21 protein-coding genes and 1 riboswitch are annotated in these 21,120 nt (G+C 70.0%); of the genes, 8 read left to right on the top strand and 13 right to left on the bottom strand.

Annotated features, from left to right (window positions below; translation table 11 throughout):
- Nucleotides 1–106: 106 nt before the first annotated feature.
- Both ACZ7SW_RS34525 and ACZ7SW_RS34520 read right to left on the bottom strand, forming a co-directional pair.
- Nucleotides 107–1,429 (bottom strand): alpha/beta hydrolase family protein, encoded by a 1,323-nt coding sequence (locus ACZ7SW_RS34525; protein ID WP_470234558.1) that lies wholly within the window; start codon nucleotides 1,427–1,429, stop codon nucleotides 107–109.
- Between the two features lie 91 nt (nucleotides 1,430–1,520).
- Nucleotides 1,521–2,096, bottom strand: coding sequence for an ArsR/SmtB family transcription factor (locus ACZ7SW_RS34520; RefSeq protein ID WP_470234557.1), 576 nt, complete (start codon nucleotides 2,094–2,096; stop codon nucleotides 1,521–1,523).
- A gap of 96 nt (nucleotides 2,097–2,192) precedes the next feature.
- Between ACZ7SW_RS34520 and ACZ7SW_RS34515 the strand changes: the two genes are divergently transcribed.
- Nucleotides 2,193–2,966: an enoyl-CoA hydratase-related protein gene (locus ACZ7SW_RS34515; RefSeq protein ID WP_470234556.1), complete on the top strand. Its 774-nt coding sequence runs from the start codon at nucleotides 2,193–2,195 to the stop codon at nucleotides 2,964–2,966.
- A 59-nt stretch (nucleotides 2,967–3,025) separates the two neighbouring features.
- Here ACZ7SW_RS34515 and ACZ7SW_RS34510 read toward each other — a convergent pair whose 3' ends face one another.
- Genes ACZ7SW_RS34510 through ACZ7SW_RS34500 form a run of 3 tightly spaced genes read right to left on the bottom strand, consistent with a single transcriptional unit; the run spans nucleotide 3,026 to nucleotide 4,040 of the window.
- Entirely contained in the window at nucleotides 3,026–3,379 is a 354-nt protein-coding gene (locus ACZ7SW_RS34510; protein WP_470234555.1) for a barstar family protein, read from the bottom strand.
- On the bottom strand, nucleotides 3,376–3,828 hold the full coding sequence (locus tag ACZ7SW_RS34505; RefSeq protein ID WP_470234554.1) for a guanyl-specific ribonuclease: 453 nt from the start codon (nucleotides 3,826–3,828) through the stop codon (nucleotides 3,376–3,378). The genes ACZ7SW_RS34510 and ACZ7SW_RS34505 overlap by 4 nt, the downstream gene beginning before the upstream one ends.
- 11 nt (nucleotides 3,829–3,839) lie before the next feature.
- The gene (locus ACZ7SW_RS34500) at nucleotides 3,840–4,040 is read right to left on the bottom strand and encodes a hypothetical protein (protein ID WP_452079103.1); all 201 of its coding nucleotides are present in this window, start codon (nucleotides 4,038–4,040) and stop codon (nucleotides 3,840–3,842) included.
- Between the two features lie 60 nt (nucleotides 4,041–4,100).
- Here ACZ7SW_RS34500 and ACZ7SW_RS34495 point away from each other — a divergent pair, with 60 nt between their 5' ends.
- The 3 genes from ACZ7SW_RS34495 (at nucleotide 4,101) to ACZ7SW_RS34485 (ending at nucleotide 7,863) form a co-directional block, all read left to right on the top strand.
- Nucleotides 4,101–5,066: a zinc-binding dehydrogenase gene (locus ACZ7SW_RS34495; RefSeq protein ID WP_470234553.1), complete on the top strand. Its 966-nt coding sequence runs from the start codon at nucleotides 4,101–4,103 to the stop codon at nucleotides 5,064–5,066.
- Between the two features lie 162 nt (nucleotides 5,067–5,228).
- Nucleotides 5,229–6,251: an alpha/beta fold hydrolase gene (locus ACZ7SW_RS34490; RefSeq protein ID WP_470234552.1), complete on the top strand. Its 1,023-nt coding sequence runs from the start codon at nucleotides 5,229–5,231 to the stop codon at nucleotides 6,249–6,251.
- 121 nt (nucleotides 6,252–6,372) lie between these two features.
- Complete coding sequence (locus tag ACZ7SW_RS34485; protein ID WP_470234551.1) at nucleotides 6,373–7,863, top strand: amino acid permease; 1,491 nt, start codon at nucleotides 6,373–6,375, stop codon at nucleotides 7,861–7,863.
- A gap of 459 nt (nucleotides 7,864–8,322) precedes the next feature.
- Here the strand turns inward: ACZ7SW_RS34485 and ACZ7SW_RS34480 are convergent, their stop codons facing one another.
- Nucleotides 8,323–9,372: an NAD(P)H-dependent flavin oxidoreductase gene (locus tag ACZ7SW_RS34480; RefSeq protein ID WP_470234550.1), complete on the bottom strand. Its 1,050-nt coding sequence runs from the start codon at nucleotides 9,370–9,372 to the stop codon at nucleotides 8,323–8,325.
- A gap of 60 nt (nucleotides 9,373–9,432) precedes the next feature.
- Here ACZ7SW_RS34480 and ACZ7SW_RS34475 point away from each other — a divergent pair, with 60 nt between their 5' ends.
- Complete coding sequence (locus ACZ7SW_RS34475) at nucleotides 9,433–9,879, top strand: pyridoxamine 5'-phosphate oxidase family protein (RefSeq protein ID WP_470234549.1); 447 nt, start codon at nucleotides 9,433–9,435, stop codon at nucleotides 9,877–9,879.
- Between the two features lie 40 nt (nucleotides 9,880–9,919).
- On the opposite strand, the gene ACZ7SW_RS34470 is transcribed toward ACZ7SW_RS34475, so the two are convergent.
- Together ACZ7SW_RS34470 and lepA are read right to left on the bottom strand one after the other, a co-directional pair.
- Complete coding sequence (locus ACZ7SW_RS34470; RefSeq protein ID WP_470234548.1) at nucleotides 9,920–10,486, bottom strand: Uma2 family endonuclease; 567 nt, start codon at nucleotides 10,484–10,486, stop codon at nucleotides 9,920–9,922.
- A gap of 121 nt (nucleotides 10,487–10,607) precedes the next feature.
- Complete coding sequence (gene lepA, locus ACZ7SW_RS34465) at nucleotides 10,608–12,458, bottom strand: translation elongation factor 4 (protein WP_470234547.1); 1,851 nt, start codon at nucleotides 12,456–12,458, stop codon at nucleotides 10,608–10,610.
- Between the two features lie 116 nt (nucleotides 12,459–12,574).
- Here lepA and ACZ7SW_RS34460 point away from each other — a divergent pair, with 116 nt between their 5' ends.
- On the top strand, nucleotides 12,575–13,186 hold the full coding sequence (locus ACZ7SW_RS34460; RefSeq protein WP_470234546.1) for a class I SAM-dependent methyltransferase: 612 nt from the start codon (nucleotides 12,575–12,577) through the stop codon (nucleotides 13,184–13,186).
- On the opposite strand, the gene ACZ7SW_RS34455 is transcribed toward ACZ7SW_RS34460, so the two are convergent.
- Nucleotides 13,183–13,557 carry a VOC family protein gene (locus ACZ7SW_RS34455; RefSeq protein ID WP_470234545.1) on the bottom strand — a complete coding sequence of 125 codons (375 nt, stop codon included), beginning with the start codon at nucleotides 13,555–13,557 and terminating at the stop codon, nucleotides 13,183–13,185. The two genes, ACZ7SW_RS34460 and ACZ7SW_RS34455, sit on opposite strands and share 4 nt — an antisense overlap.
- A gap of 22 nt (nucleotides 13,558–13,579) precedes the next feature.
- Nucleotides 13,580–14,443 carry a DMT family transporter gene (locus tag ACZ7SW_RS34450; protein WP_470234544.1) on the bottom strand — a complete coding sequence of 288 codons (864 nt, stop codon included), beginning with the start codon at nucleotides 14,441–14,443 and terminating at the stop codon, nucleotides 13,580–13,582.
- Nucleotides 14,444–14,836: 393 nt separating this feature from the next.
- Here ACZ7SW_RS34450 and rpsT point away from each other — a divergent pair, with 393 nt between their 5' ends.
- A complete protein-coding gene (gene rpsT / locus ACZ7SW_RS34445; protein WP_116200451.1) occupies nucleotides 14,837–15,097 on the top strand; it encodes a 30S ribosomal protein S20 in 261 nt (86 codons plus the stop codon).
- 198 nt (nucleotides 15,098–15,295) lie between these two features.
- Here the strand turns inward: rpsT and holA are convergent, their stop codons facing one another.
- On the bottom strand, nucleotides 15,296–16,267 hold the full coding sequence (gene holA / locus ACZ7SW_RS34440) for a DNA polymerase III subunit delta (RefSeq protein ID WP_470234543.1): 972 nt from the start codon (nucleotides 16,265–16,267) through the stop codon (nucleotides 15,296–15,298).
- A 131-nt stretch (nucleotides 16,268–16,398) separates the two neighbouring features.
- A riboswitch (SAM riboswitch) is annotated at nucleotides 16,399–16,532 on the top strand.
- A 12-nt stretch (nucleotides 16,533–16,544) separates the two neighbouring features.
- On the opposite strand from holA, the gene thrC reads away from it, so the two are divergent.
- A complete protein-coding gene (gene thrC, locus ACZ7SW_RS34435) occupies nucleotides 16,545–17,810 on the top strand; it encodes a threonine synthase (RefSeq protein WP_470234542.1) in 1,266 nt (421 codons plus the stop codon).
- Between the two features lie 24 nt (nucleotides 17,811–17,834).
- Here thrC and ACZ7SW_RS34430 read toward each other — a convergent pair whose 3' ends face one another.
- Nucleotides 17,835–20,216 (bottom strand): ComEC/Rec2 family competence protein, encoded by a 2,382-nt coding sequence (locus ACZ7SW_RS34430; protein ID WP_470234541.1) that lies wholly within the window; start codon nucleotides 20,214–20,216, stop codon nucleotides 17,835–17,837.
- A complete protein-coding gene (locus ACZ7SW_RS34425; RefSeq protein ID WP_470234540.1) occupies nucleotides 20,213–20,770 on the bottom strand; it encodes a ComEA family DNA-binding protein in 558 nt (185 codons plus the stop codon). Before ACZ7SW_RS34425 ends, ACZ7SW_RS34430 begins: the two co-directional genes overlap by 4 nt.
- Between the last annotated feature and the right edge of the window lie 350 nt (nucleotides 20,771–21,120).

Genomic DNA, 21,120 nt, shown 5'->3' with positions numbered 1-21,120 from the left:
CCACGCGGGTGTGGTTTTCCAAAGACCGGACTCTTTTTCTCACCACCGTCCCTTGCTGTTGCCCCGCACAGCGCCACCCCCCGGCGCTCGTGCGCCCGCGCCCGGTTCACGGCAGCAGCAATCCCCAGTAGACCGCCCACGGCACGAACACCAGCCCGGCCACGAGCGGCGCGATCGCCCCGCGCCGCCCGTCCGGTTTCCGCAGCCCCGCAACGGTTACCGCCAACGCCACGACCGTCGCGACCGCCAGCGCTTGCACCGCGAGCCACGGCAGCGGCCGCCCGGCGAGCACCGGCCCGAGATCCTTCATCCCGGACAGCTGCGCCCAGCCCAGCAATCCGACGAAGCCAGCGACAGTCGCCGTCCCCAGCCCGGCCAGCCACCGCGACGACCTCGTCCCCCGGCGACGCATCAGCGAAACCACGCCGCCGACCGCGAACCCGCCGAGCAACAAGGCGAGCGCGATCCCTTGCGCCCAAACAGATTCCCACCAGGCGAGCGGCCGGAGCGCTTCCGTCGGCCGCTGCGTGAACGCCGCAGTCTCGACATGCACGCCCTGCCGATCCGCCAGCCATTCCCCGACCGCCGCCGGATAACCGGGCACCACTCGAGGCTGCCAGTCGAACCCGGCGTCGCTGGTCGCGTACAGATCCGGCCCGCCGCCCGCGACGAACCGAATCGTGTGGTCCGGGTGCGCAGCGAGCGCTTCCGCGAAGATCCGGGAGCTTTCGACCGGCGCGTGGTTGATGTCGAGGTCGCCCCACAACGCCAGGATCGGCTGTTTCAGCCGCCGCAACACCGGCACCGGGTCGTAATCCGCCTCGGGAAACAGTCCCGCTCCGACCACGAGGCGCGTGGCCCGCACCGGCAACGTCGTCAGCAGGGAACCGGAAATCCCTTGATGGCGAAGGACATTCCCCCAATACCACGAGGTCTGCCTTGCTCCGCCCAACCCGGATCCGCCGACCGTGATCACATACGAGATGTCGGCCGTCCGCGTCGCCGCGAGCGGCGCGACCCAGGCACCCTCGCTGACGCCCCAGACGCCAACGTCGTTGATTCCCGGCTGAGCCCGCAACGCGCGCACCGCCGAGACCAGATCGTCCGCCAGCACGCCGTAGTCGCGCTGGGTCTTGGAATAACCGCTGGTACGCCGGTCGTACACGAGGGTCGTGACACCGAGCCGCGTGAACATCCCGGCCTGCAACCGCAGGTTGTCCCGCGTCCGCCAATCCGACCCGCCTTGCAGGACGATCGCAGACTTCGCCGGTCCTTCCGGCCGGAATACCGTGCCGTGCAACGTGATTCCGCCGGCGCCGGCGAAACTGACGTCGTCCGGCGGCGGTGCTTGTACCGGCTGGGCGGTCGGCAGGACCGAGCCCAGCACGAGGATCGCGGCGGCGAGCCGCGATTTGCCCCAGGGCAGCATGAAGTGTTCTCCTTGCTTCGGGAGATCGTGCGCGTTTTCCCTTATTCCTGGGTGCCGAGTGGCCGCTCGGCACCCAGGGCCTTCCTTGAAGTCAGCCCTGGCCGGCCTCCTCTCCGGCCGACGCCGGGAACGCGATCATCCGCGTCTCGACCCGGCGCGCCCCCTCCGGCGTCTTGTCGTCCGGCCGCTGATAGCGGCGCAGCAAGGCGAGATACGCCTCGAAGAAGTCGCCCAGCTCGTCCAGCGTCACGGTGATCGCGCCGCGCGAGTACGGGACCGCGTCCGCCCACTCCCCGAGCCGCGGCCGGTCGCGCTCGAACCGTTCGTACAGTTCGGTGTCGCCCGCGAGCCACAGCCGGTGCAGTTCGCCGATCGCCGCCTTGGCCGGATCGTCGCGCTCGTCCGCAGGCGGCAACCGCAGGTCGTAATCCGCCACGCGCCACCAGCGCTCCCGCCCGCGCGCGCGTTCGGGAAGCTCCTCGACGAACCCGTTCTCCGCCAGGATCCGCAGGTTGTAACTGGTCCCGCCGCTGGTGACGCCCAACCGCTCGGCGAGCGTCGTCGACGTCGCCGGCCCGGACGCGGCGAGCGCCTCGAGAATCCGCTGCCGCAACGGGCTCGCGAGAGCTTTGAGGGCTTTCAGATCAGCGGGACGAGGGTCTGCCATGCTCCCAAGGTAGCGGTGCACGAGTTTTGATGCACGGATTTTCATGCATCAACTTCACACCCGCTCCCGGGCAGGCGGTGTGCGAAAGTGTCAGGCATGGCTGACGAACTGGTGCACTACGAGGTGGCGGCCGGCATCGCCACGATCACCCTGGACTCCCCGCACAACCGCAACGCGCTGTCGGCGCAGCTGCGGCGGGAACTGAGCGAGTCGCTGACCAAGGCTCGCGAGGACGACGCGGTGCGCGTGGTGCAGCTGACCCACACCGGCCCGGTCTTCTGCGCGGGCATGGACTTGAAGGAAGCCCGCGGCGCCGGCTCGTCCGACCAGGGCGTGAACGAGTTCCCGCGGATCCTGGACCAGCTGTGGACGAGCCCGAAGCCGGTCGTCGCCCGGCTGGCCGGGCCCGCTCGCGCGGGCGGCATCGGCATGGTCGCCGCGTGCGACATCGCGGTCGCGGTCCCGGAAGCGACCTTCGCCTTCTCGGAAGTCCGCATCGGCGTCGTCCCGGCGGTCATCAGCCTGACGGTGCTCCCGCGGCTGAACGCCCGGGCCGCCCACGAACTGTTCCTGACCGGCGACGTCTTCGACGCGAAGCGCGCGGTGGAGATCGGTCTCCTGAACGCCTGCGTGCCGGCCGAGGACCTGGACAAGACGGTCGAGGGCTACCTCAAGTCGCTGACCCTGGGCGGCCCGAAAGCCTTGGCCGCCACCAAGGAACTGCTGGCCCGCCCGCGCCCGGCCACTCCGGCCGAAGGCTTCGCGGACATGAACGCCCTCTCCGCGGGCTTCTTCGCCAGCGAAGAGGGCCAGGAAGGCATCCAGGCCTTCGCCCAGAAGCGCAAGCCGAACTGGGTCCCGCAGGACTGACGCCGTCCGTGAGGGGAACCCGGACGGACTCTGATTCCCTCCGGGTTCCCCTCACAGCTTCAGGAATCCACCAGCACCAAGGTCAGCCGCCGCGCTCCGGAGCCCATCGCCCGCTGCGCGTCCGACAGCACGCTTCGCACCGCCAAATAAGCCTTGGGCTCGGCCGCTTTCAATCCGTCCGACCCGGTCCAGATCAGCACGTGCTCGCCGGTCGGCAGCCACGACAAATCCGTGAGCATGTCGTACAACGCGTCCAGATTCCGCCCGAAATAAGACGGAAAAGACAGCGCCTCGCCGATCGCGTCCAAAGTGGACAGCTTGTCCAGCGTCCGCGCCCCGTCGACCTGATGCGGATAAGCCCCGCGCGCGAAGGCCGCGTCCGCCGCGGCCCGCGCCGTCTCGCCGCCGCTCACCGCGCGGGATCCACAACGACGAACGACGCGTAATGATCGGCTGTGTAATACAACTCTTTCCCCGCCCCTGTGATCAACCGGCGGGCCCCTCGGTCCGGGCTCCCCGGCGTCTTCACGGTGTATTCGTGGTAATAGCCGTTCTTCTCCGCGGGCAGCACTTTCTCCCGGTTCTGGAAGACGACGTCGTCGTTGCGCGGATACGGATAGGGCCCGCCCTTCTGGATCAGGCCCCAGGTGTCCTTCGCCTGCGAAGGCAGCGACGACAACGGCTTGACCGGCAGCTTGGAATCGGCTCCCGGCACCTTCCCGGAAGCGGCGGCGGGAGCGCCCGACGAGGACGAGGGCGCCGGCGAATCCGAGGAGCCGGCGGTTTCCTTGACGAGCCACCCGCCGAGCACCAGCACGAGGAGACCGACGAGCGCGGCGGTGATCCGCCTACGGTTGACCATGGTGTGCCAGCTTAGGAGCGGCCGGGACCGTCGTCGTCACGGGCCGTGCCGAACCGGCGGCCGAAGCGTTCGACCAGCTTGTCGATGGCCCACGCGGCGAGCAGGCACAGCGGCACGAGCACCGCCATCACCAGCACGAACTGCACGGGGAACCAGGCCTGGGCAAGCCACAGCTCGACCCCGTCCCACCAGTTGGCCAGCCCGTCGAACACGAGTGTGAGCCTACGCGCGCTCGCCTGCGCCGGGTCGCGCAGGGGAGGTAGGTTGCTGCCATGTTCGCCGTATACGCGCAGGAACCCAACGCCGAGTCCCCGCTCGATTCGCTGGTCGTCGGCGAGCGGCCGGAACCCGAAGTGCCCGAAGGCTGGGTCCGGGTGCACGTCGAAGCCGCCAGCCTGAACATGCACGACCTGTGGACCTTGCGCGGCGTCGGCATCAAGGCCGACCAGTTCCCGATGATCCTCGGCTGCGACGGAGCGGGCACGCTCGACGACGGCACCGAGGTCGTGCTGCATTCGGTGATCAACGCGCCGGGCTGGCAGGGCGACGACACGCTCGACCCGAAGCGCACCCTGCTCACCGAGAAGCACCAGGGCACGTTCGCGGCCCAGGTCGTGGTCCCGGCCCGCAACGCGGTGCCGAAACCGGCGGGCCTGAGCTTCGCCGAGGGCGCGACGATGGGCACCGCGTGGCTCACCGCGTACCGGATGCTGTTCGTGAAGTCGGATCTGCGGCCGGGTCAGACAATGCTGGTGCAGGGCGCCTCCGGCGGGGTGTCGACCGCGCTGATCGCGCTCGGCCGCGCGGCCGGGTTCCGCGTGTGGGTCACCGGGCGCACCGAGGAGAAGCGCGCGCTGGCCGAGAGCGTCGGCGCGCACCAGACGTTCGAGTCCGGCGCGCGGCTGCCCGAGCGGGTGGACGCGGTGTTCGAGACCGTCGGCAAGGCCACCTGGGGGCACACGCTCAAATCGCTGAAGCCGGGCGGCGTGGTCGTGGTGTCCGGTTCGACCAGCGGCCCCGACCCGTCGGCCGACCTGCAGCGGGTTTTCTTCCTGCAGCTGCGGGTCCTCGGCTCGACCATGGGCACCCGCGACGAGCTCGCCGACCTGCTCGCCTACCTCGATCTGAAGGGCATCAAGCCGCAGATCGGCACGGAGCTCCCCCTTACGGAGGCCCCCGCGGGATTCGCCGCGATGGCCGCCGGGGAGACCGCGGGCAAGATCGTCTTCACCCGCTGAACGTGACCCTACGGCGCTGACCTGGGCTTTTCCTATCCGGAAGAGTCCAGGTCAGCGCTTTTACCTGCTCTCCGGTGAATCGTCAACACCCCAGCTTCGCAATCAGATAGTGACCCCCAAAATTCGACCAGAACTCGACCTTGGGCGGTTAACCTGGAGAACATGACCGCGACGCAGCGGCCAGTCCCCGCCGGCCGGGGCGGCCGGAATCCCAGCGAACCGGAGCCGATCCGGGAGTCCTTCCGACGGTTCGCCGGCATGCGCACGCGCGTGCTGGAGGTCGGGCCGCCCGTCGCCGAGGCGCCCGCACCCAAGCGCACGCGCCGCAAGGGCGAGGGGAAACCCCGCGCGCCTCGGCTCGTGTTGCTCCACGGGTATTGCGACAGTGCCGACACGTGGCGTCCAGTACTCGGAGAACTAGCCGCGGCGGGCATCGCCGCGATCGCTGTCGATCTTCCCGGCTTCGGGGACGCGCAGCCGCTGCGCCCCGGTCCGATGCTGCCGCAACTCGACGCGTTCACCGCCGCGGTGGTGCGCGAGCAGGCCGTGCTCGGCCCGGTGGTGCTCGCGGGCAACTCGCTCGGCGGCACGATGAGCCTGCGCGCGGCGCAGAACCACCGGCTGCCGACCGCGGGCGCGGTGTCGATCGCCGCACCCGGTTTCGTCGATTCGTGGCTGGTGCGCACAGTCGGGCGCAACCCGCTGCCGCTGCGGCTGTACTCCTCGCTTCCGTTGCCGGTGCCGGGTTTCCTGGTCCGCGCGGTCGCCGAACAGCTCGTGCCGCGGATCCTCTACGCCGACTCGCGCCACGCCGACGCGGGCCAGGTCCGGCGGTTCACCACGCTCTTTCCCGACTACCGGGCCACCACGTCCCGGCTCGAAGAGGCCCGGCAGCTCGTCGCGGAGCTGGCCGACGCCTACCGGCTCGACCAGATCAAGATCCCGCTGCTCGCGGTCGCGTGCGGCAAGGACAAACTGGTGACGGCCGCGTCCGGGCGGAAGCTGCACACTCTGGTGCCGCACAGCAGGCTCGTCGTCCGCGAGGACTGGGGCCACTGCCCGCAGCTGGACGACCCGGCCGAGGTCGCGGAACTGCTCACCTTCTTCGCCGCGGGCGCGGTCCGCTCGACCGCGCGCCTGGCGCCCACGGTCAACGACGTCGAGGACGACTCCGCGACCGGGTGACTCGGACTGGCGAGATCGTCACACTGCGGCGTCGGTGACAGGCGGGGCGCCGCCAGGTACGGTGCCCTGCCAGGACCCGGAACCCTGGTCCTGGCAGAACCACCAGTCTGAGGAGACATCGATGTCAGCTCCGCGCGGCCCTAACCTGGGCTCCGGGTCCGGGATCTTCCGGCGGAAGCCGATCGAAACCATCGAGCAGGCCGGCGAAAGCGGCCTGCAGCGCACGCTCGGCCTGCGGCAGCTGACCGCGATCGGCGTCGGCGGCATCATCGGCGCCGGCATCTTCTCGCTCGCCGGGGCGGTCGCGAACAAGACCGCGGGCCCGGCCGTGCTGATCTCGTTCCTGATCGCGGGCATCGCGAGCGCCGCGGCGGCGTTCTCCTACGCCGAGTTCGCCGGGCTCATCCCGCGCGCGGGCTCCGCCTACACCTACGGGTACGCGGTGCTCGGCGAGATCGTCGGCTGGTTCATCGGCTGGGACCTGCTGCTGGAGTACACCGCGATCGTGTCCGTGGTGGCGATCGGGATCTCGGGCTATTTCAACGACCTGCTGGGTTTCCTGCACGTGTCGCTGCCGCACTGGATGTCCGGCGCGCCGGGGACGGAACCGGCGGGCGTCGAACCAGGGTCGTACAAGATCAACCTGTTCGCGGTGCTGTTGTGCCTGCTGATCGCCTTCATCCTCAACCAGGGCATGAAGAACGCGGCGCGCTTCGAAACGCTGCTGGTGTATCTGAAGGTCGGCTTGGTGCTGCTGGTGATCGTGGTCGGCGCCTTCCACATCCAGAGCGGCAACTACAGCAACTTCTTCCCGTTCGGCCTCAGCGGCGCGTTCACCGGCGCGGCGACAGTGTTCTTCGCGGTCTTCGGCTACGACGCCATGTCGACCGCGGCCGAGGAGTCGCAGGACTCGCAGAAGCACATGCCGAAGGCGATCATCTACTCGCTCGCGATCTCGATGGTGCTGTACGTGCTGGCCTGTCTGGTGCTGACCGGCATGGTGAAGTACACCGACATCAACCCGGAAGCGGCGTTCTCGAGCGCGTTCGCGAAGGTCGGCCTCGGCTGGCTGGGCGCGATCATCGCGGTAGGCGCGATCATCGGCATCCTGACTGTGCTGTTCACCTTCCTGATGGGCGCGACGCGCGTGGGCTACTCGATGAGCCGCGACGGCCTGCTGCCGAAGTGGTTCGCGAAGACCCACCCGGTGCGCAAGGTCCCGTCGCGCATCACGTGGATCCTGGGCGCCGCCTCCGCGTTGATCGCGGGCGTGCTGCCGATCGGCGAGGCCGCGGAACTGACGAACATCGGCATCCTGCTGGCGTTCGTGGTCGTGTGCATCGCGGTGATCGTGCTGCGCTACAAGCGTCCCGAGCTGCCGCGCACGTTCAAGACGCCGGGCATGCCGGTGGTGCCGATCATCGGGGTGGTCTTCTCGATCTGGCTGATCACGTTCCTGAAGCCGGAAACGTGGCTGCGCTTCGCGATCTGGTTCGCGATCGGGATGGTGATCTACTTCTCCTACAGCAAACGGCATTCGGCGATGGAACGCGGCGAGTCCGCTGGTTCCGGCGACGGAGAGCCTGACGGGCTGAAGTCCACTTCGGACTGATGCGACGCTTTGACGCGGGGGACGCTTTGCTGGCGTCCCCCGCGTTTTTTGTGCGCTGTCGCCGGTTCGCTGGCGTGCACCCGGCTGGGGCGACGCCGCGGCCGCTCCGCCGAAGTTTTCCTGCATAATCGGGCATCATCCCGGGACGCTCGCGCACATCGCGCTCGCCGAAAACCTCGTCGTGACAGCTCTCTTCGATACCGCGCGCAATCACCTCGCCACGGCTGTTCGAGCCGCGCCACCTATGAGCACATCTCGGCCCGGCGGAACCTCAGCACGGCGGGTCAAGCTGTTCCGGTGCCGCGGCTTCGGCGAGAAGCCCTCGCTGGCCGCAGTCAGAGCACCGCGACCGTCAAGCCATTGCACCGCCGGGGGTTCGGCAGGAATCTCCCGGCCCCCCGTGATCCGATCTCCGCGACCGGTTAAGCCGTCATGATCCAGGCTCTCGCTCCGGAAGTCTCAGCGCAACCGGTCGAGCCGGTCCGCCGCGGCCTTCGCCTCCGTACGCAGCCGGGCCACGATCGAGGCCGCTGAACCGTCACCGACGAGCGGGTACGTCTGCCCGGCCCACAGTGACATCGCCTCCGGGTCACCAGCTTTGGCGGCTGCCCCGCGGACCGGTTTGCTGAGGTGGTGCAACTGCGGATACGCGGCGGGCGCGTCCGCGGAGAGGTCGCTCAGGACGCGGTTCACCATGCCCCGCGCCGGGCGTCCGCTGAACGCGCGGGTGAACGCTGTCGCCCGCCCAGCCTCGGCGAGCGCCCGCCGCTGGGTGTCGCCGGTGCCGGCTTCCGTCGCGAGCAAGAAGGCCGTGCCCAGCTGCGCCGCCGACGCACCGGCCGCCAGCACTGCCGCGACGTCGGCTCCGTTGACCAGTCCCCCGGCCGCGATCAACGGCAGGCTCGTCCGCGCGCCGAGCAAACGCAGCAGCGCGAGCAGGCCGTACTCCTCGCCGCCAGCCGGGTTGCCCGGATCGTCAGTGAACAGACCACGGTGCCCGCCGGCCTCGAAGCCCTGCACGACCAGCGCGTCGGCCCCGCGCGCGGCAGCGAGGTCGGCTTCCTCCGGATTCGTGACGGTGACCGCGACTTTGCCGCCGGCCTCATGGATTCGCTGCACCTCGGCGGACGTCGGCGCGCCGAACGTGAACGACACCACCGGAACCCGGTGCCGCACGACGAGGTCGAGCTTCGCCGGGTACTCGTCGTCGTCCCAGACCGGGTCGCCGAGTTCGACGCCGTAGCGCACGGCTTCGGCGAGCAGCCGTTCGCGGTGCGCGGCGAGGTCGGCCACCGACCGGCCGCCGGGAACGAACAGGTTGACGCCGAACCGGCCGCCGGTGAGGTCGGCGGTGTGCGCGATCCGGGCGTCCAGCGTCTCCGGGCCGAGGTAGCCGGCGGCGAGGAAACCGAACCCGCCCGCGTTCGTGACGGCGCCGACCAGCTGCGGAGTCGTCGGACCGCCCGCCATCGGCGCCACGATCACCGGGAACTCGAGATCATCGAACATGTCCCCGAGCCTAGTGCCGGACCGGAAATGCGCCGGGCCGCCGCCGCGTTGCAGAAGAGCATGACGGCAACCCTGGAACAGCTCCGCGCGCTGTCGGCGGAGGAGAACGGCCTCGCGACCGTGGCCACGACCCGCACCGACGGCACCGTGCACGCGTCCGTGGTGAACGCGGGCATCCTGGACGACCCGGTGACCGGCAAGCCGAGCGTGGGCTTCGTCGCCGTCGGCGGTGCGCACAAGCTCGCGCTGCTGCGCCGCAACGGCCACGCGACCGTGACGTTCCGCCGCGGCTGGCGCTGGCTCTCGGTGACCGGCCCGGTCCGCCTGATCGGACCGGACGACCCCGACCCGTCCTTCCCGGCCGACGGCCTCCCGCCCCTGCTGCGCGAGGTGTTCCGCGCCGCCACCGGAACCCACGACGACTGGGCGGAGTACGACCGGGTGATGGCCGCCGAACGCCGCGCCGCGGTGTTCGTGGAGGTGGGCAGGATCATCGGGAACGGCTGATGAACCGCGTGCGCGGGGCGCGCGGAGTTCGACCGGCCCCTCAGCCCCTCCCTACGAGCATCTCGGGCACCACCCGGACCGGGAACGGCCGCCGCGCTTCGAAGACCTCGGCTCCCGCGGCCTTGGCGACCTGCTGGTAAAAGCCGTCCTCGTCCAGTTCGAACACAGTCAGTTCGGGGGCGGCCGGATCGATCACCCAGTAACTCAGCACCCGAAGCCGTTCATAGACCGCTTTCTTGGTGTTCAGGTCGTGGATCGACGTGCTCGGCGACAGAACCTCGACGGCGAGCACGGGGGGCACGGGCAGGTCCTTGGCGGTGAAGTCTTCGCTGCGGCCGACCAGAACATCAGGTCGCAGCTCCATCCGGTCGCCGACGTGCACGGCGAACGGTGCGCCGAGGACGTCGAACTGCGGCGGGCAAGCCGCCTCCAGCACGTGGTAGAGCCGGTATCCGATCTTCTGGTGGCGGTATCCGGGAGCCGGAGTCACGAGCAGCGCTCCGTCGATGAGTTCGTAACGGCGGCCATCATCCGGCATCCCCTCGAGGTCCCGCACCGTCAGGGGACCGGACCCGGATGGATTCTGGATTTCCGCCATGACCGTCATGGTGCTCTCCTTTCCCTGTTCGCGCCAGAGAGTCCCCGTCCGCAGTCGATAACACCAGCCCCCACCGACAAAAAACGGCGGCTCCGGGAAACCCGGAGCCGCCGTTCACCCGAAGGCGGACCTACTTCTTGTTCTTCCCGTTGTCCTCAGTGGACAGTGCCGCGACGAACGCTTCCTGCGGCACCTCCACCCGGCCGACGGTCTTCATCCGCTTCTTGCCTTCCTTCTGCTTCTCCAGCAGTTTCCGCTTTCGCGAGATGTCGCCGCCGTAGCATTTGGCCAGCACGTCCTTGCGGATGGCGCGGATCGTTTCCCGCGCGATGATCCGGGAACCGATCGCCGCCTGGATCGGCACCTCGAACTGCTGCCGCGGAATCAGTTCGCGCAACCGCGTCGCCATGCGGTTTCCATAGGTGTAGGCAGCGTCCTTGTGCACGATCGCGGAGAACGCGTCCACCGTCTCGCCCTGCAGCAGGATGTCGACCTTCACCAGGTCGGCCACCTGCTCGCCGGACTCCTCGTAGTCGAGCGAGGCGTATCCGCGCGTGCGCGACTTCAGCGTGTCGAAGAAGTCGAAGATGATCTCCGCCAGCGGGATCGTGTAGCGCAGTTCGACGCGGTCCTCGGAGAGGTAGTCCATGCCCAGCAGGACGCCGCGTTTCGCCTGGCACAGCTCCATGATCGTGCCCACGAACTCCGACGGCGCCAGGATGCTGACCTTCGACACCGGCTCGTGCACCTCGGAGATCTTGAGCCCGCCCGGCCAGTCCGAGGGGTTCGTGACGATCACCTCGCTGCGGTCCTCCAGCACCACGCGGTACACCACGTTCGGCGCGGTCGAGATCAGGTCCAGCCCGAATTCGCGCTCCAGCCGGTCCCGGGTGATCTCCAGGTGCAGCAGGCCGAGGAACCCGCAGCGGAAGCCGAAGCCCAGCGCCACCGACGTCTCCGGCTCATACGTCAGCGCGGCGTCGTTGAGCTGCAGCTTCTCCAGCGCCTCGCGCAGTTCCGGGTAGTCCGAGCCGTCCACCGGGTACAGCCCGGAGAACACCATCGGCTTCGGTTCGCGGTAGCCGGCCAGCGGTTCCGTCGCGCCGCGGCGCTCGGAGGTCACGGTGTCGCCGACCTTCGACTGCCGCACGTCCTTCACGCCGGTGATCAGGTAGCCGACCTCGCCGACGCCGAGTCCCTTGCTGGCCTTCGGCTCCGGCGAGATGATCCCGACCTCGAGCAGTTCGTGCGTCGCGCCGGTCGACATCATCTTGATCTTCTCGCGCGGCGTGATCTTGCCGTCCACCACGCGGATGTAGGTGACGACGCCGCGATAGGTGTCGTAGACCGAGTCGAAGATCATCGCGCGGGCGGGCGCGTCCGCGTCGCCGACCGGCGGCGGGACCTGGCGCACGCACTCGTCCAGCAGCTCGGTCACGCCCATGCCGGTCTTCGCCGACACGCGCAGCACGTCCGAGGGCTCGCAGCCGATGATGTGCGCGATCTCCGCCGCGTACTTGTCCGGGTCCGCCGAGGGCAGGTCGATCTTGTTCAGCACCGGGATGATGTGCAGGTCTTTCTCGAGCGCGAGATACAGGTTCGCGAGCGTCTGCGCCTCGATCCCCTGCGCGGCGTCGACCAGCAGGATCGCTCCCTCGCACGCCTCCAGCGCCCGCGAGACCTCGTAGGTGAAGTCGACGTGGCCGGGCGTGTCGATCAGGTGCAGGACGTGGTCCTGGCCGTCGACCTGCCACGGCAGCCGGACGTTCTGGGCCTTGATCGTGATGCCGCGTTCCCGCTCGATGTCCATGCGGTCGAGGTACTGCGCGCGCATGGCCCGCTCCTCGACGACGCCGGTGAGCTGCAGCATCCGGTCCGCCAGCGTCGACTTGCCGTGGTCGATGTGGGCGATGATGCAGAAGTTGCGGATCAACTCCGGCGGCGTGAAGGTGGTGTCGGCGAACGTCTTGGGCGCTGTCACTCGGGCTGTCCTCGGGATGGTGGGGGATGTCCGTACCCCATCGTCCCATGGACCTCCGGGTGCGGGTGGGGGTCATCCCCGATGCGGGCCCGCGCGTCTCGTGATGACCTCGAAGCATGACCACTTCACCCTCCCCCTCGCCGCCCGGCCCCGGCGTCCTCGACGCCGCGCTCGACCGGGCCTTCGGCCACCCCAGCGGGCTGCTGGGCAAGCTCGGCGGCAAGCTGATGGCGGTCAGCAACGCCGCGACGGAGCACCGCGTCGTCGACCTCGCCCGCCTCGAACCCGACGAGACCGTTCTCGTCATCGGCCCTGGTCCGGGCATCGGGCTCGACGCGGCGAGCAAGCTCGCCGGCGAGGTGATCGGCGTCGAACCCTCCCCCGAGATGCGCGACCTCTGCACGGACCGCTGCGGCGACCGCGCCGAGGTGCGCGCGGGCAGCGCGGCCCGCACCGGCTGCGCGGACGAAACCGCGGACGTCGTGCTGACCGTGAACAACGTCCAGCTCTGGGACGACCGCGCGGCGGGCTTCGCCGAGTTGTTCCGGGTGCTGCGGCCAGGCGGGCGGCTGCTGCTCTCGGCGCACGAGAAGTGGCTTCCGGTGACCCGGCACGAACTCGCCGGCGAAGCCGCCGCCGCGGGATTCACCGACCTGCAGACCTGGACCTGGGACCCGCCCGGGTTCGCCGCCCTCGCCGCCCAGCTCCGGGCTGTGAAACCGAGCTAGCGCTTGTCCCGGCGCAACGGGTGGTCCTCCGGGACCTCGACGAGAACGATCCGCAGCCCGTCCGGGTCGGCGATCCACGCCTCGTCGGTGCCCCACGGTTCGCGGCGAGCCTCGCGCACCGGTTCGACCCCGCGTCCGGCCAGTTCGGCCAGCGTCGCCGGAAGATCGCGGACCTGCAGGAACAGATTGACGTCCGGACCCGGCCCGTCCTCGCCGGCGCCGACCACCTCGATCGACCCGCCGCCGGCGAAAAACCGCGTGCCGCCAGGGAACTCGCGCTCGATCGCGAGGCCGAGGGCGTCGCGGTAGAACGCGGTCGACACCTCGTGGTCGCGGGGGTGGATCAGCACCCGGCTGCTCAGTACGTCCATGGTTCCTGCCTACCTGAGCCGCTCAGGCGACCGCAATCGCGGCGATCCCCGCCAGCACCACCAGCGATCCGGCGAGCCGCCGCACCGCGTTGCGCTCGCGGAGCACGAGCCAGGCGGCGACCCCGCCGAAGACGATCGACAGTTCGCGCGCCGGAGCGACGAGGCTGACCGGCGCGATCCGCAAGGCGTACAGGACCAGCAGGTAGCTGGCGGGCGAGGCCAGCCCGACGATCAGCACCTCGCGCCGATGATCGCGCCACAGCCGCTTGATCTCGGAGCGGCCGCGGGCGGCGGCCGGCGCGAGCAGGACGCTCTGGCCGATCGCCCCACCGCCGAAGTAGACGAGCGGGGGCACGCCGAGCGACGTGACCGAATGCGCGTCCCAAATCGTGTAAGCCGCGATGACCGTTCCGGTGGCGACGCCGTAGAACACCCCGGCGCGACGAGCCTTCGCGTCGCCGGCGCTGCCGCCGAGACTGATCACCAGGACGCCCGCGACGACGAGGAAGGCACCGACCAGCCCGAGCACGCCCGGCCGTTCCCCCAGGACCGTGACGGCCACGAGCACCGACACCAGCGGCCCGGTGCCGCGGGCCAGCGGGTAGACGACCGACAGGTCGCCGACCTCGTAGCCGCGCTGCAGCACGATCCCGTACACCACGTGCAGGACCGCGGTGACCAGCGCCGCGAGCAGCCAAGTCCATTGTGGACGTTCCGGTTCGACGGCGAGCGCGACCGCGATCACCGGGAGCATCGCCACCGCGGAAACCGTGTAGTACAGCCAGACGAACCGCGGACCGCCGCCGGAAACCCGTTTGGCGGCGAGGTTCCACACGGCGTGCACGACCGCGGCGACGAGGACCATGGCGAGGGCAGTGGTGTTCATCCGGGACCCTTTCAGGTTTTCAGCGCACGCTGAAGACCGGGTCCTCCAGGCTTTTGTCCCGTCAGATGAACGGCAGGGCTCGGTGTCCCGCCGAAGGTGCCGCTCGGACCAGGCCCGCCCGCCCTCGTTGTCTTCGCGACCCGCTTTGCGGGACCACGGGCAGGCGACGGAACCCTAGGCACTACCGAATCCCACCGTAACCGAGCCGCCGCCGCGATGCCGAGCGGTTCGCGGCTCCGGGGCCCGCGCCGGGGCCGGGAGCAGGGCTGTTAAGATTTTCGACTGTTGCCGTGCGGCATTCCGTCAGGGAGGAAACCCGGCCGCCCCTCGGGGCAGGCCTGGAGCCACACAGACGCGGCAGCGACCTTCACCGAGTGAAAGAGGAACGCCTCCATGGCCAACATCAAGTCGCAGGTCAAGCGCATCGACACGAACGAGAAGGCGCGGCAGCGCAACCTGGCGATCCGGTCCTCGGTGAAGACCGCGATCCGCAAGTTCCGCGAGGCCGCCGAAGCCGGTGACAAGGACAAGGCCCTCGAACTGCAGCGCGACGCCGCTCGCAAGCTCGACAAGGCCGTCACCAAGGGCGTCATCCACGCCAACCAGGCCGCGAACAAGAAGTCGGCTCTCGCGAAGCGCGCGAACCAGCTCTGAGCGCAGTCTTTCCGGAAGGCCCGGCGGCTTCGGCCGCCGGGCCTTTTCCGTGTCCTGGGGCCGGGCTCATGGCAACGGCCGCACTCGGCGATCGTCATCGCGTCCAGCGAAACGCCCCAGGCTTCCCCGCCGCGATCGCGTCCAGCGAAACGCCCCAGGCTTCCCCGTCGCGACGACGCAGCAGATCCCGCCTCGGCGTCAGCGGTCTCCCTTGGCCGCGACCACCTCGAGGACCGCGCGCTGCAGGGCGTAGTTCGAATCGGCCGCCGCGCCCTTGACCTCGGCGTTCAGCCGCGCCACGACGCGCATCGCGGTCGCCAGGCCGTCCTGGCCCCAGCCGCGGGACTGGCCCTGCGCCTTGCGGATCTTCCACGGCGGCATGCCCAGTTCGCCCGCCATCTGGTTCGGATTGCCGCGCCCGGCGGCGGACACGCGGGCGATCGTGCGGACCGCGTCGGCCAGCGCGTCAGCCACCAGGACGTGCGGAACGCCCAGCTGCATCGCCCACTGCAGCGACTCCATCGCGGCCGCCCGGTCGCCCGCGACAGCCTTCTCCGCGACCGCGAAGCCGGTCACGTCGGCACGTCCGGTGTGATAGCGGCGGACTGCCTGCTCGTCGATGACTCCCCCGGTGTCGGCGACCAGCTGGGTCGCCGCCGAGGACAGCTCGCGCAGGTCCGAGCCGACCGAGTCGAGCAGCGCCAGCAAGCCCGCGCCGTCGATCTTGCCGCCCGCGCGGCGCACCTCGTTGCGGACGAACGCCTCGCGCTCGGCCGGCTTGGTGAGCTTCGGGCATTCGGTGATCTCCGCGCCCGCTTTTTTCAACGCGCCGGGCAGCGCCTTCGCGGCCTTGCTCCGCCCGCCGCCGCTGTGCACGACCACGAGGACGATGCCGTCGGCCGGGGCCTTCACGTACGCCAGGACCGCGTCGGACAGCTCCTGCGAGATGTCCTGCGCCGACTCCAGCACGATCACGCGCCCCTCGGCGAACAATGAGGGGCTGACCAGCTCAGCCAGCACGGGCGGTGTGAGATCGGACACCCGCGTCCGCGTGAGGTCCGCCGTCGGGTCCGCGGCCCTGGCCGCGTCGAGGGAGGCTCGCACAGCCCGTTCGATGAGCAGTTCTTCCTCGCCCGTGACGAGGTGCAGCGGCGCGGGTGCGGTGGTCACCCCGCCATCTTCTCACCCGGCCGCCGGGCCGTCCGCTCCGGTGATGTGGGCCGCCTCCGTGGCACGAGCTGATCGGGATGTCGTACGGTGTAGCCGAGGACGCGCCCACCGGCGCTCCGACAATCGAATACCGCTCATCCAGAGGGGCAGAGGGAACGGCCCGACGAAGCCCCGGCAACCGGCGTACAGCCTGTCATCCCGCGATCGCGGGATAGCTGACGACCACGGTGCCAATTCCGGCCCGCTTCGGCGGGGCAGATGAGGAAGGAACCTCGCGATGACTGCAGCCCTCAGCGCCACCTCCGCCAACAAGACGATCGACCTCGGTCCGGCCGTCGAACTGGTGTCGAAGGAAGAGGGGCACCGGCAGCCGCTCGCTCCGGAATTCGTCTCCGCGGAAGACTTCTCGCCGCTCGAGGTCGCCTACGACTTCGGCCGCGTCCGCCGCGAGGACATCGAGGCGGGCCCGCGCAACATCTGGCGTTACAAGAAACTCCTTCCCGTCCCCTCGACCGTCGAGGAGACCCCGAACACCGAACCCGGCTGCACCCGGCTCGTGCGCGCCGACCGGCTCGCGAAGGAGCTCGGCCTCAAGAGCCTGTGGGTCAAGGACGACACCGGCAACCCGACGCACTCGTTCAAGGACCGCGTGGTCGCCGTCGCGCTCGCCGCGGCCCGCGAGTTCGGCTTCGAGGTCCTCGCGTGTCCCTCGACCGGCAACCTGGCCAACGCGACCGCCGCCGCGGCGGCCCGCGCCGGCTGGCGGTCGGTCGTGCTGATCCCGAAGAACCTCGAACGCGCGAAGATCCTCACCACCGCGGTCTACGACGGCGACCTGATCGCCGTCGACGGCAACTACGACGACGTGAACCGGCTCGCCACCGAACTGGCCGGCGAGCACCCGAAGTGGGCGTTCGTGAACGTCAACGTCCGCCCGTACTACTCCGAGGGCTCGAAGACGCTCGCCTACGAGGTCGCCGAGCAGCTCGGCTGGCGCCTCCCCGAGCAGATCGTCGTGCCGATCGCCTCCGGTTCCCAGCTCACCAAGGTGGACAAGGGTTTCCGCGAGCTGGGCCAGCTCGGCCTCGTGGACGCCAGCCCGTACAAGGTGTTCGGCGCGCAGGCCACCGGCTGCTCGCCGGTCTCCGCCGCGTACCGCAACGGCCACGACGTGATCCAGCCGGTGAAGCCGGACACCATCGCCCGCTCGCTCGCGATCGGCAACCCGGCCGACGGCCCGTACGTGCTCGACGTGGTCAACCGCACCGGCGGCGCGATCGAGGACGTCACCGACGAAGAGGTCGTCGAAGGCATCCGGCTGCTCGCGCGCACCGAAGGCATCTTCACCGAGACCGCGGGCGGCGTCACCGTCGCGACCGCGAAGAAGCTCATCGAAACCGGCAAGCTCGACCCGGACGCCGAAACCGTCCTCCTCATCACCGGCGACGGCCTGAAGACCCTCGACGCGGTCGAGAACCACATCGGCCCGAAGGCCACCGTGCCGCCGTCCGCCGCGGCCGTCGCCAAGGCGCTCGGCTACTGACGCACCAGCCCGGGGTCCGCCGCACTACCGCGGCGGACCCCGCGGCTCGCCCCGGCGCGCGACCGCCGGACCGTTCCCGGAGGCGGGCAGAACGGCGGTGTCACCGTCGATATCGGTCCGGGTGACCAGCACTCCCATCGCGCCGAGAACGTCCACTGTGGACTTGCTCGGATGTCCGTACCCGTTGCCCGCGCCGACGCTGATCAGCGCCGTGCGCGGCCGCACCGCCGCGAGGAACTGCGGCAGCGAATACCTCGAGCCGTGGTGCGGCACCTTCAGCACATCGGCCCGCAGGTCGACACCCTCCGCGAGCAGATCCGCTTGCGCGGCCAGTTCCACGTCTCCGGTCAGCAAGACCCGGCCGGCCGAGGTGTCGGCGCGCAGGACCACCGAGCTGTTGTTGATCATCGTGCCGTCCTGCAAGGCAGGCGACCGAGTGGTGGCGTAGCGCGGACCCAGTACGTCCAGCGACAATCCCGGCCATTCCAGCCGTTGTCCCTCGCTCAATTGCATGAGCGGTACGCCACGACGCCGTGCTTCACCGGAAACCGACTGCCACGCCCACGCCGGAGCACGCCCCGGTCCCACCGCGATCGCTCCGACCGCACGTCCGTCGAAGACCGAGGCGAGACCGCCGATGTGGTCCGCGTGCAAGTGGCTCAGCACGAGCAACGGCACCCGTTCGACGCCCAGCCTCCGCAGGCATTCGTCGACCGGTCCCGGCTCCGGCCCGGTATCGACGACCACGGCGCGACCGGGCTCGGCAGTCGCCAGAACTACCGCGTCTCCTTGTCCGACATCGCATTCCACCATCGCCCAGCCGTCCGGCGGCCAGCCGGGAGCCAATACTTTGGCTGGCACCACCGTCAACAGCACGACGACCAGGCCGATCGCCACCAGCAGCCGGAACCGGCGAAACCGCGCCGCCACTACGACCACGACCAGCAGGGCGGCCGCGCACAATCCGCCCCACCAGCCACCAGGCCAGGACAGCGCCGCGCCGGGCGCTCTCGCACCCTGCCGGGCGACCGTGATCAGCCACCGGGCCTCCGGGTCCGCCAGATGGATCAACACCTGCCCGGCACCTGGCCACCACGGCCCGACGACTGTCGCGAGCACGCCTAGAACGGTGACCGGCGCGACCACTGGTGCCGCAAGGACATTGGTGACCACTGAGACCAGGCTGACCGTCCCCGCCATCCCGGCGATGACCGGTGCGGTGACCACGAACGCGGCCAGCGGGACGGCGAGGCCTTCGGCGTAGCCGGGCGGGACTCCCCGGCGTACCAACGAATCCGCCCACCGCGGTGCGAGCAGCACCAGCCCTGCCGTCGCGAGAACCGAGAGCGCGAAGCCGAAATTCGCCGCCATCGTCGGATCCCACGCCACCAACGCGCATACCGCGAAGGCCAAGGCGGGCAACGCTGAACCACGCCGCCCGAGGGCCAGCGCGAGCAACCCGATGCCGCCCATGACGCCAGCCCGCACCACACTCGGTTCGGGACCCACCAGGACGAGGAATCCCGCCAAGCAGGTTCCGGCCGCTGCTGCGGAGAACCTCGGCCCGGCGCGGACCAAGCGGCACAGCAGCAGGACGGCTCCGCCGATGATCACGAGATTTCCGCCGCTCACAGCCATTAAGTGGGTGAGCCCCGAGGCCTTGAACTCCCCTTCGACCCGCTGCGGCAACGCGCTCGTGTCGCCCAGCACCAGTCCGGGCAACAGGCCCGCCGGTTCCTCCGGCAGGATCGCGCACAGCGAATGCAGGCTGTTCCGCAGCGCCGCGGCGGCTCGCTGCCACCACGGTGCAGGTCCGACGTCGGCTGGTGCGGCACGGACGGAGAGCACTGCGGCGGTCAGTTCGCCACCGCGTGCGGGCAGGAGCCGGCCGGACGTCGTCACCTCCTGGCCTGGCAACAGCCCGCTCCATCCCGCGACCGGTGCCAGCAACAGGACCCGGCCGGTCGATTCGACCGGCTGACCGTCCACTGTGGCCGTGGTGACGCGTGCGGGAACCGCCACTGACCGGGTGCCCGCCTGCTGATCGGCATAGCCGGCTTGGTGGATCGACCGGGGGCGCTCGCTGATCTCGACCCGCAGCGTCGCGGTAACGCCATGGACGGCAGCGGCCGCCAGCGGGTCGGACGCTGCGTCGTGAATGCGAAGGGCCGTTGGCACTGCGGCAATGAGACCCACGAGTAGCAACGCTCCCCCGACGCCTACGTATCGGGAACGGCCGCGCGCTAGCAGCACCGCGGCGCCGATGACCGCTACGGCTCCGACTGCGGTCGCGGCCCACCAGCCGAGCTGGAGTCCGGCGAGGGTGGCCGCCCAGCCGGCGACGGCTGCGGGCACGAGGCGGAAATCGTGGTCACGCCGCGACTTTTCCTCGGTTTCCGGCTTCATCCGACGGTCACCTGCTCGCGAAGCTTCTGGAACTTGCTTTCGCCGATGCCGTCGACGTCCCGAAGTTGTTCGACGCTCGAGAATCCGCCGTGCTGCGTGCGCCAGTCGGCGATGCGCCGGGCGGTGACCTCGCCGACGCCGGGGAGGCTGTCGAGTTGTTCGGCGGTCGCGGAATTCAAGTCGATCTTGCTGGCCGCGGCGGCTGACCCGGCCGGTGCCGCTTGGGCGGCCGGGACGCCGACCGCGACTTGCTCCCCGTCGGTGAGTTTGCGGGCGAGGTTCAGCGCGGTCAGGTCGACGCCCGGGTCGGCGCCACCGGCGGCGCGGAGGGCGTCGGCGACGCGGGAACCCGATGGCACGGTGACGAGTCCTGGCGTGCGCACGTGGCCGACGACGCTGATCACCAGGTTCTCGTTGGTCTTCGACGCGTGCGGTGCCTGCGCGCGGGCGGTCGGGAGCGGCGGGGCGATCTCGGCCGCGGGTGAGCGGCCGAAGAGCGCCAGGCCACCGGCTACGACGGCGGCGGCTGCCAGCAAGGCCAGCGCGAAGGCCATTCCTCGGCGGCCCAGGAAGCCCGGCAGGCCGGTCGCTCCGGGGAGCCAGCGGCGTGCCCATCGGTGTTCGGCGTGTTCCGGCAGCCAGCTGCGGACCAGTTTTCCGCCGGACAGCTGGCTTTCCGGCGGCGGGTTGTCGGCAAATGCAGACAGTCCCGCTTCGGGACTCCTTGGCCGAGAAACTCGCGCGGAGCTGGACGGCGAACCGTCCGCCGCAGCCGCGGGCTGTCTGTCCAGAAGCGGTGAACTGTCAGCAACTGCAGACAGCTGGGCTTTCAGACCCGTTGTTCGCGAGTGCGGCATCAAGTCGGGTGCGCCGTTGTCCGCACCTGCCGACAACCGTCCGCGCG

This window comes from Amycolatopsis sp. NPDC114484 (assembly GCF_055633755.1).
The sequence above is the reverse complement of the archived record's forward strand: the minus strand, read 5'-3'. Positions and strand labels throughout refer to the sequence as shown.

Coding starts and splice junctions, on each gene's coding strand:
- ACZ7SW_RS34525 (WP_470234558.1), bottom strand. CDS start 1,429: ATGCTGCCCTGGGGCAAATCGCGGCTCGCCGCCGCGATCCTCGTGCTG.
- ACZ7SW_RS34450 (WP_470234544.1), bottom strand. CDS start 14,443: ATGAACACCACTGCCCTCGCCATGGTCCTCGTCGCCGCGGTCGTGCAC.
- ACZ7SW_RS34455 (WP_470234545.1), bottom strand. CDS start 13,557: ATGGACGTACTGAGCAGCCGGGTGCTGATCCACCCCCGCGACCACGAG.
- ACZ7SW_RS34470 (WP_470234548.1), bottom strand. CDS start 10,486: ATGACGGTCATGGCGGAAATCCAGAATCCATCCGGGTCCGGTCCCCTG.
- ACZ7SW_RS34515 (WP_470234556.1), top strand. CDS start 2,193: ATGGCTGACGAACTGGTGCACTACGAGGTGGCGGCCGGCATCGCCACG.
- ACZ7SW_RS34480 (WP_470234550.1), bottom strand. CDS start 9,372: ATGTTCGATGATCTCGAGTTCCCGGTGATCGTGGCGCCGATGGCGGGC.
- rpsT (WP_116200451.1), top strand. CDS start 14,837: ATGGCCAACATCAAGTCGCAGGTCAAGCGCATCGACACGAACGAGAAG.
- ACZ7SW_RS34430 (WP_470234541.1), bottom strand. CDS start 20,216: ATGAAGCCGGAAACCGAGGAAAAGTCGCGGCGTGACCACGATTTCCGC.
- thrC (WP_470234542.1), top strand. CDS start 16,545: ATGACTGCAGCCCTCAGCGCCACCTCCGCCAACAAGACGATCGACCTC.
- ACZ7SW_RS34485 (WP_470234551.1), top strand. CDS start 6,373: ATGTCAGCTCCGCGCGGCCCTAACCTGGGCTCCGGGTCCGGGATCTTC.
- ACZ7SW_RS34475 (WP_470234549.1), top strand. CDS start 9,433: ATGACGGCAACCCTGGAACAGCTCCGCGCGCTGTCGGCGGAGGAGAAC.
- ACZ7SW_RS34425 (WP_470234540.1), bottom strand. CDS start 20,770: ATGGCCTTCGCGCTGGCCTTGCTGGCAGCCGCCGCCGTCGTAGCCGGT.
- ACZ7SW_RS34490 (WP_470234552.1), top strand. CDS start 5,229: ATGACCGCGACGCAGCGGCCAGTCCCCGCCGGCCGGGGCGGCCGGAAT.
- ACZ7SW_RS34505 (WP_470234554.1), bottom strand. CDS start 3,828: ATGGTCAACCGTAGGCGGATCACCGCCGCGCTCGTCGGTCTCCTCGTG.
- ACZ7SW_RS34520 (WP_470234557.1), bottom strand. CDS start 2,096: ATGGCAGACCCTCGTCCCGCTGATCTGAAAGCCCTCAAAGCTCTCGCG.
- ACZ7SW_RS34460 (WP_470234546.1), top strand. CDS start 12,575: ATGACCACTTCACCCTCCCCCTCGCCGCCCGGCCCCGGCGTCCTCGAC.
- ACZ7SW_RS34495 (WP_470234553.1), top strand. CDS start 4,101: ATGTTCGCCGTATACGCGCAGGAACCCAACGCCGAGTCCCCGCTCGAT.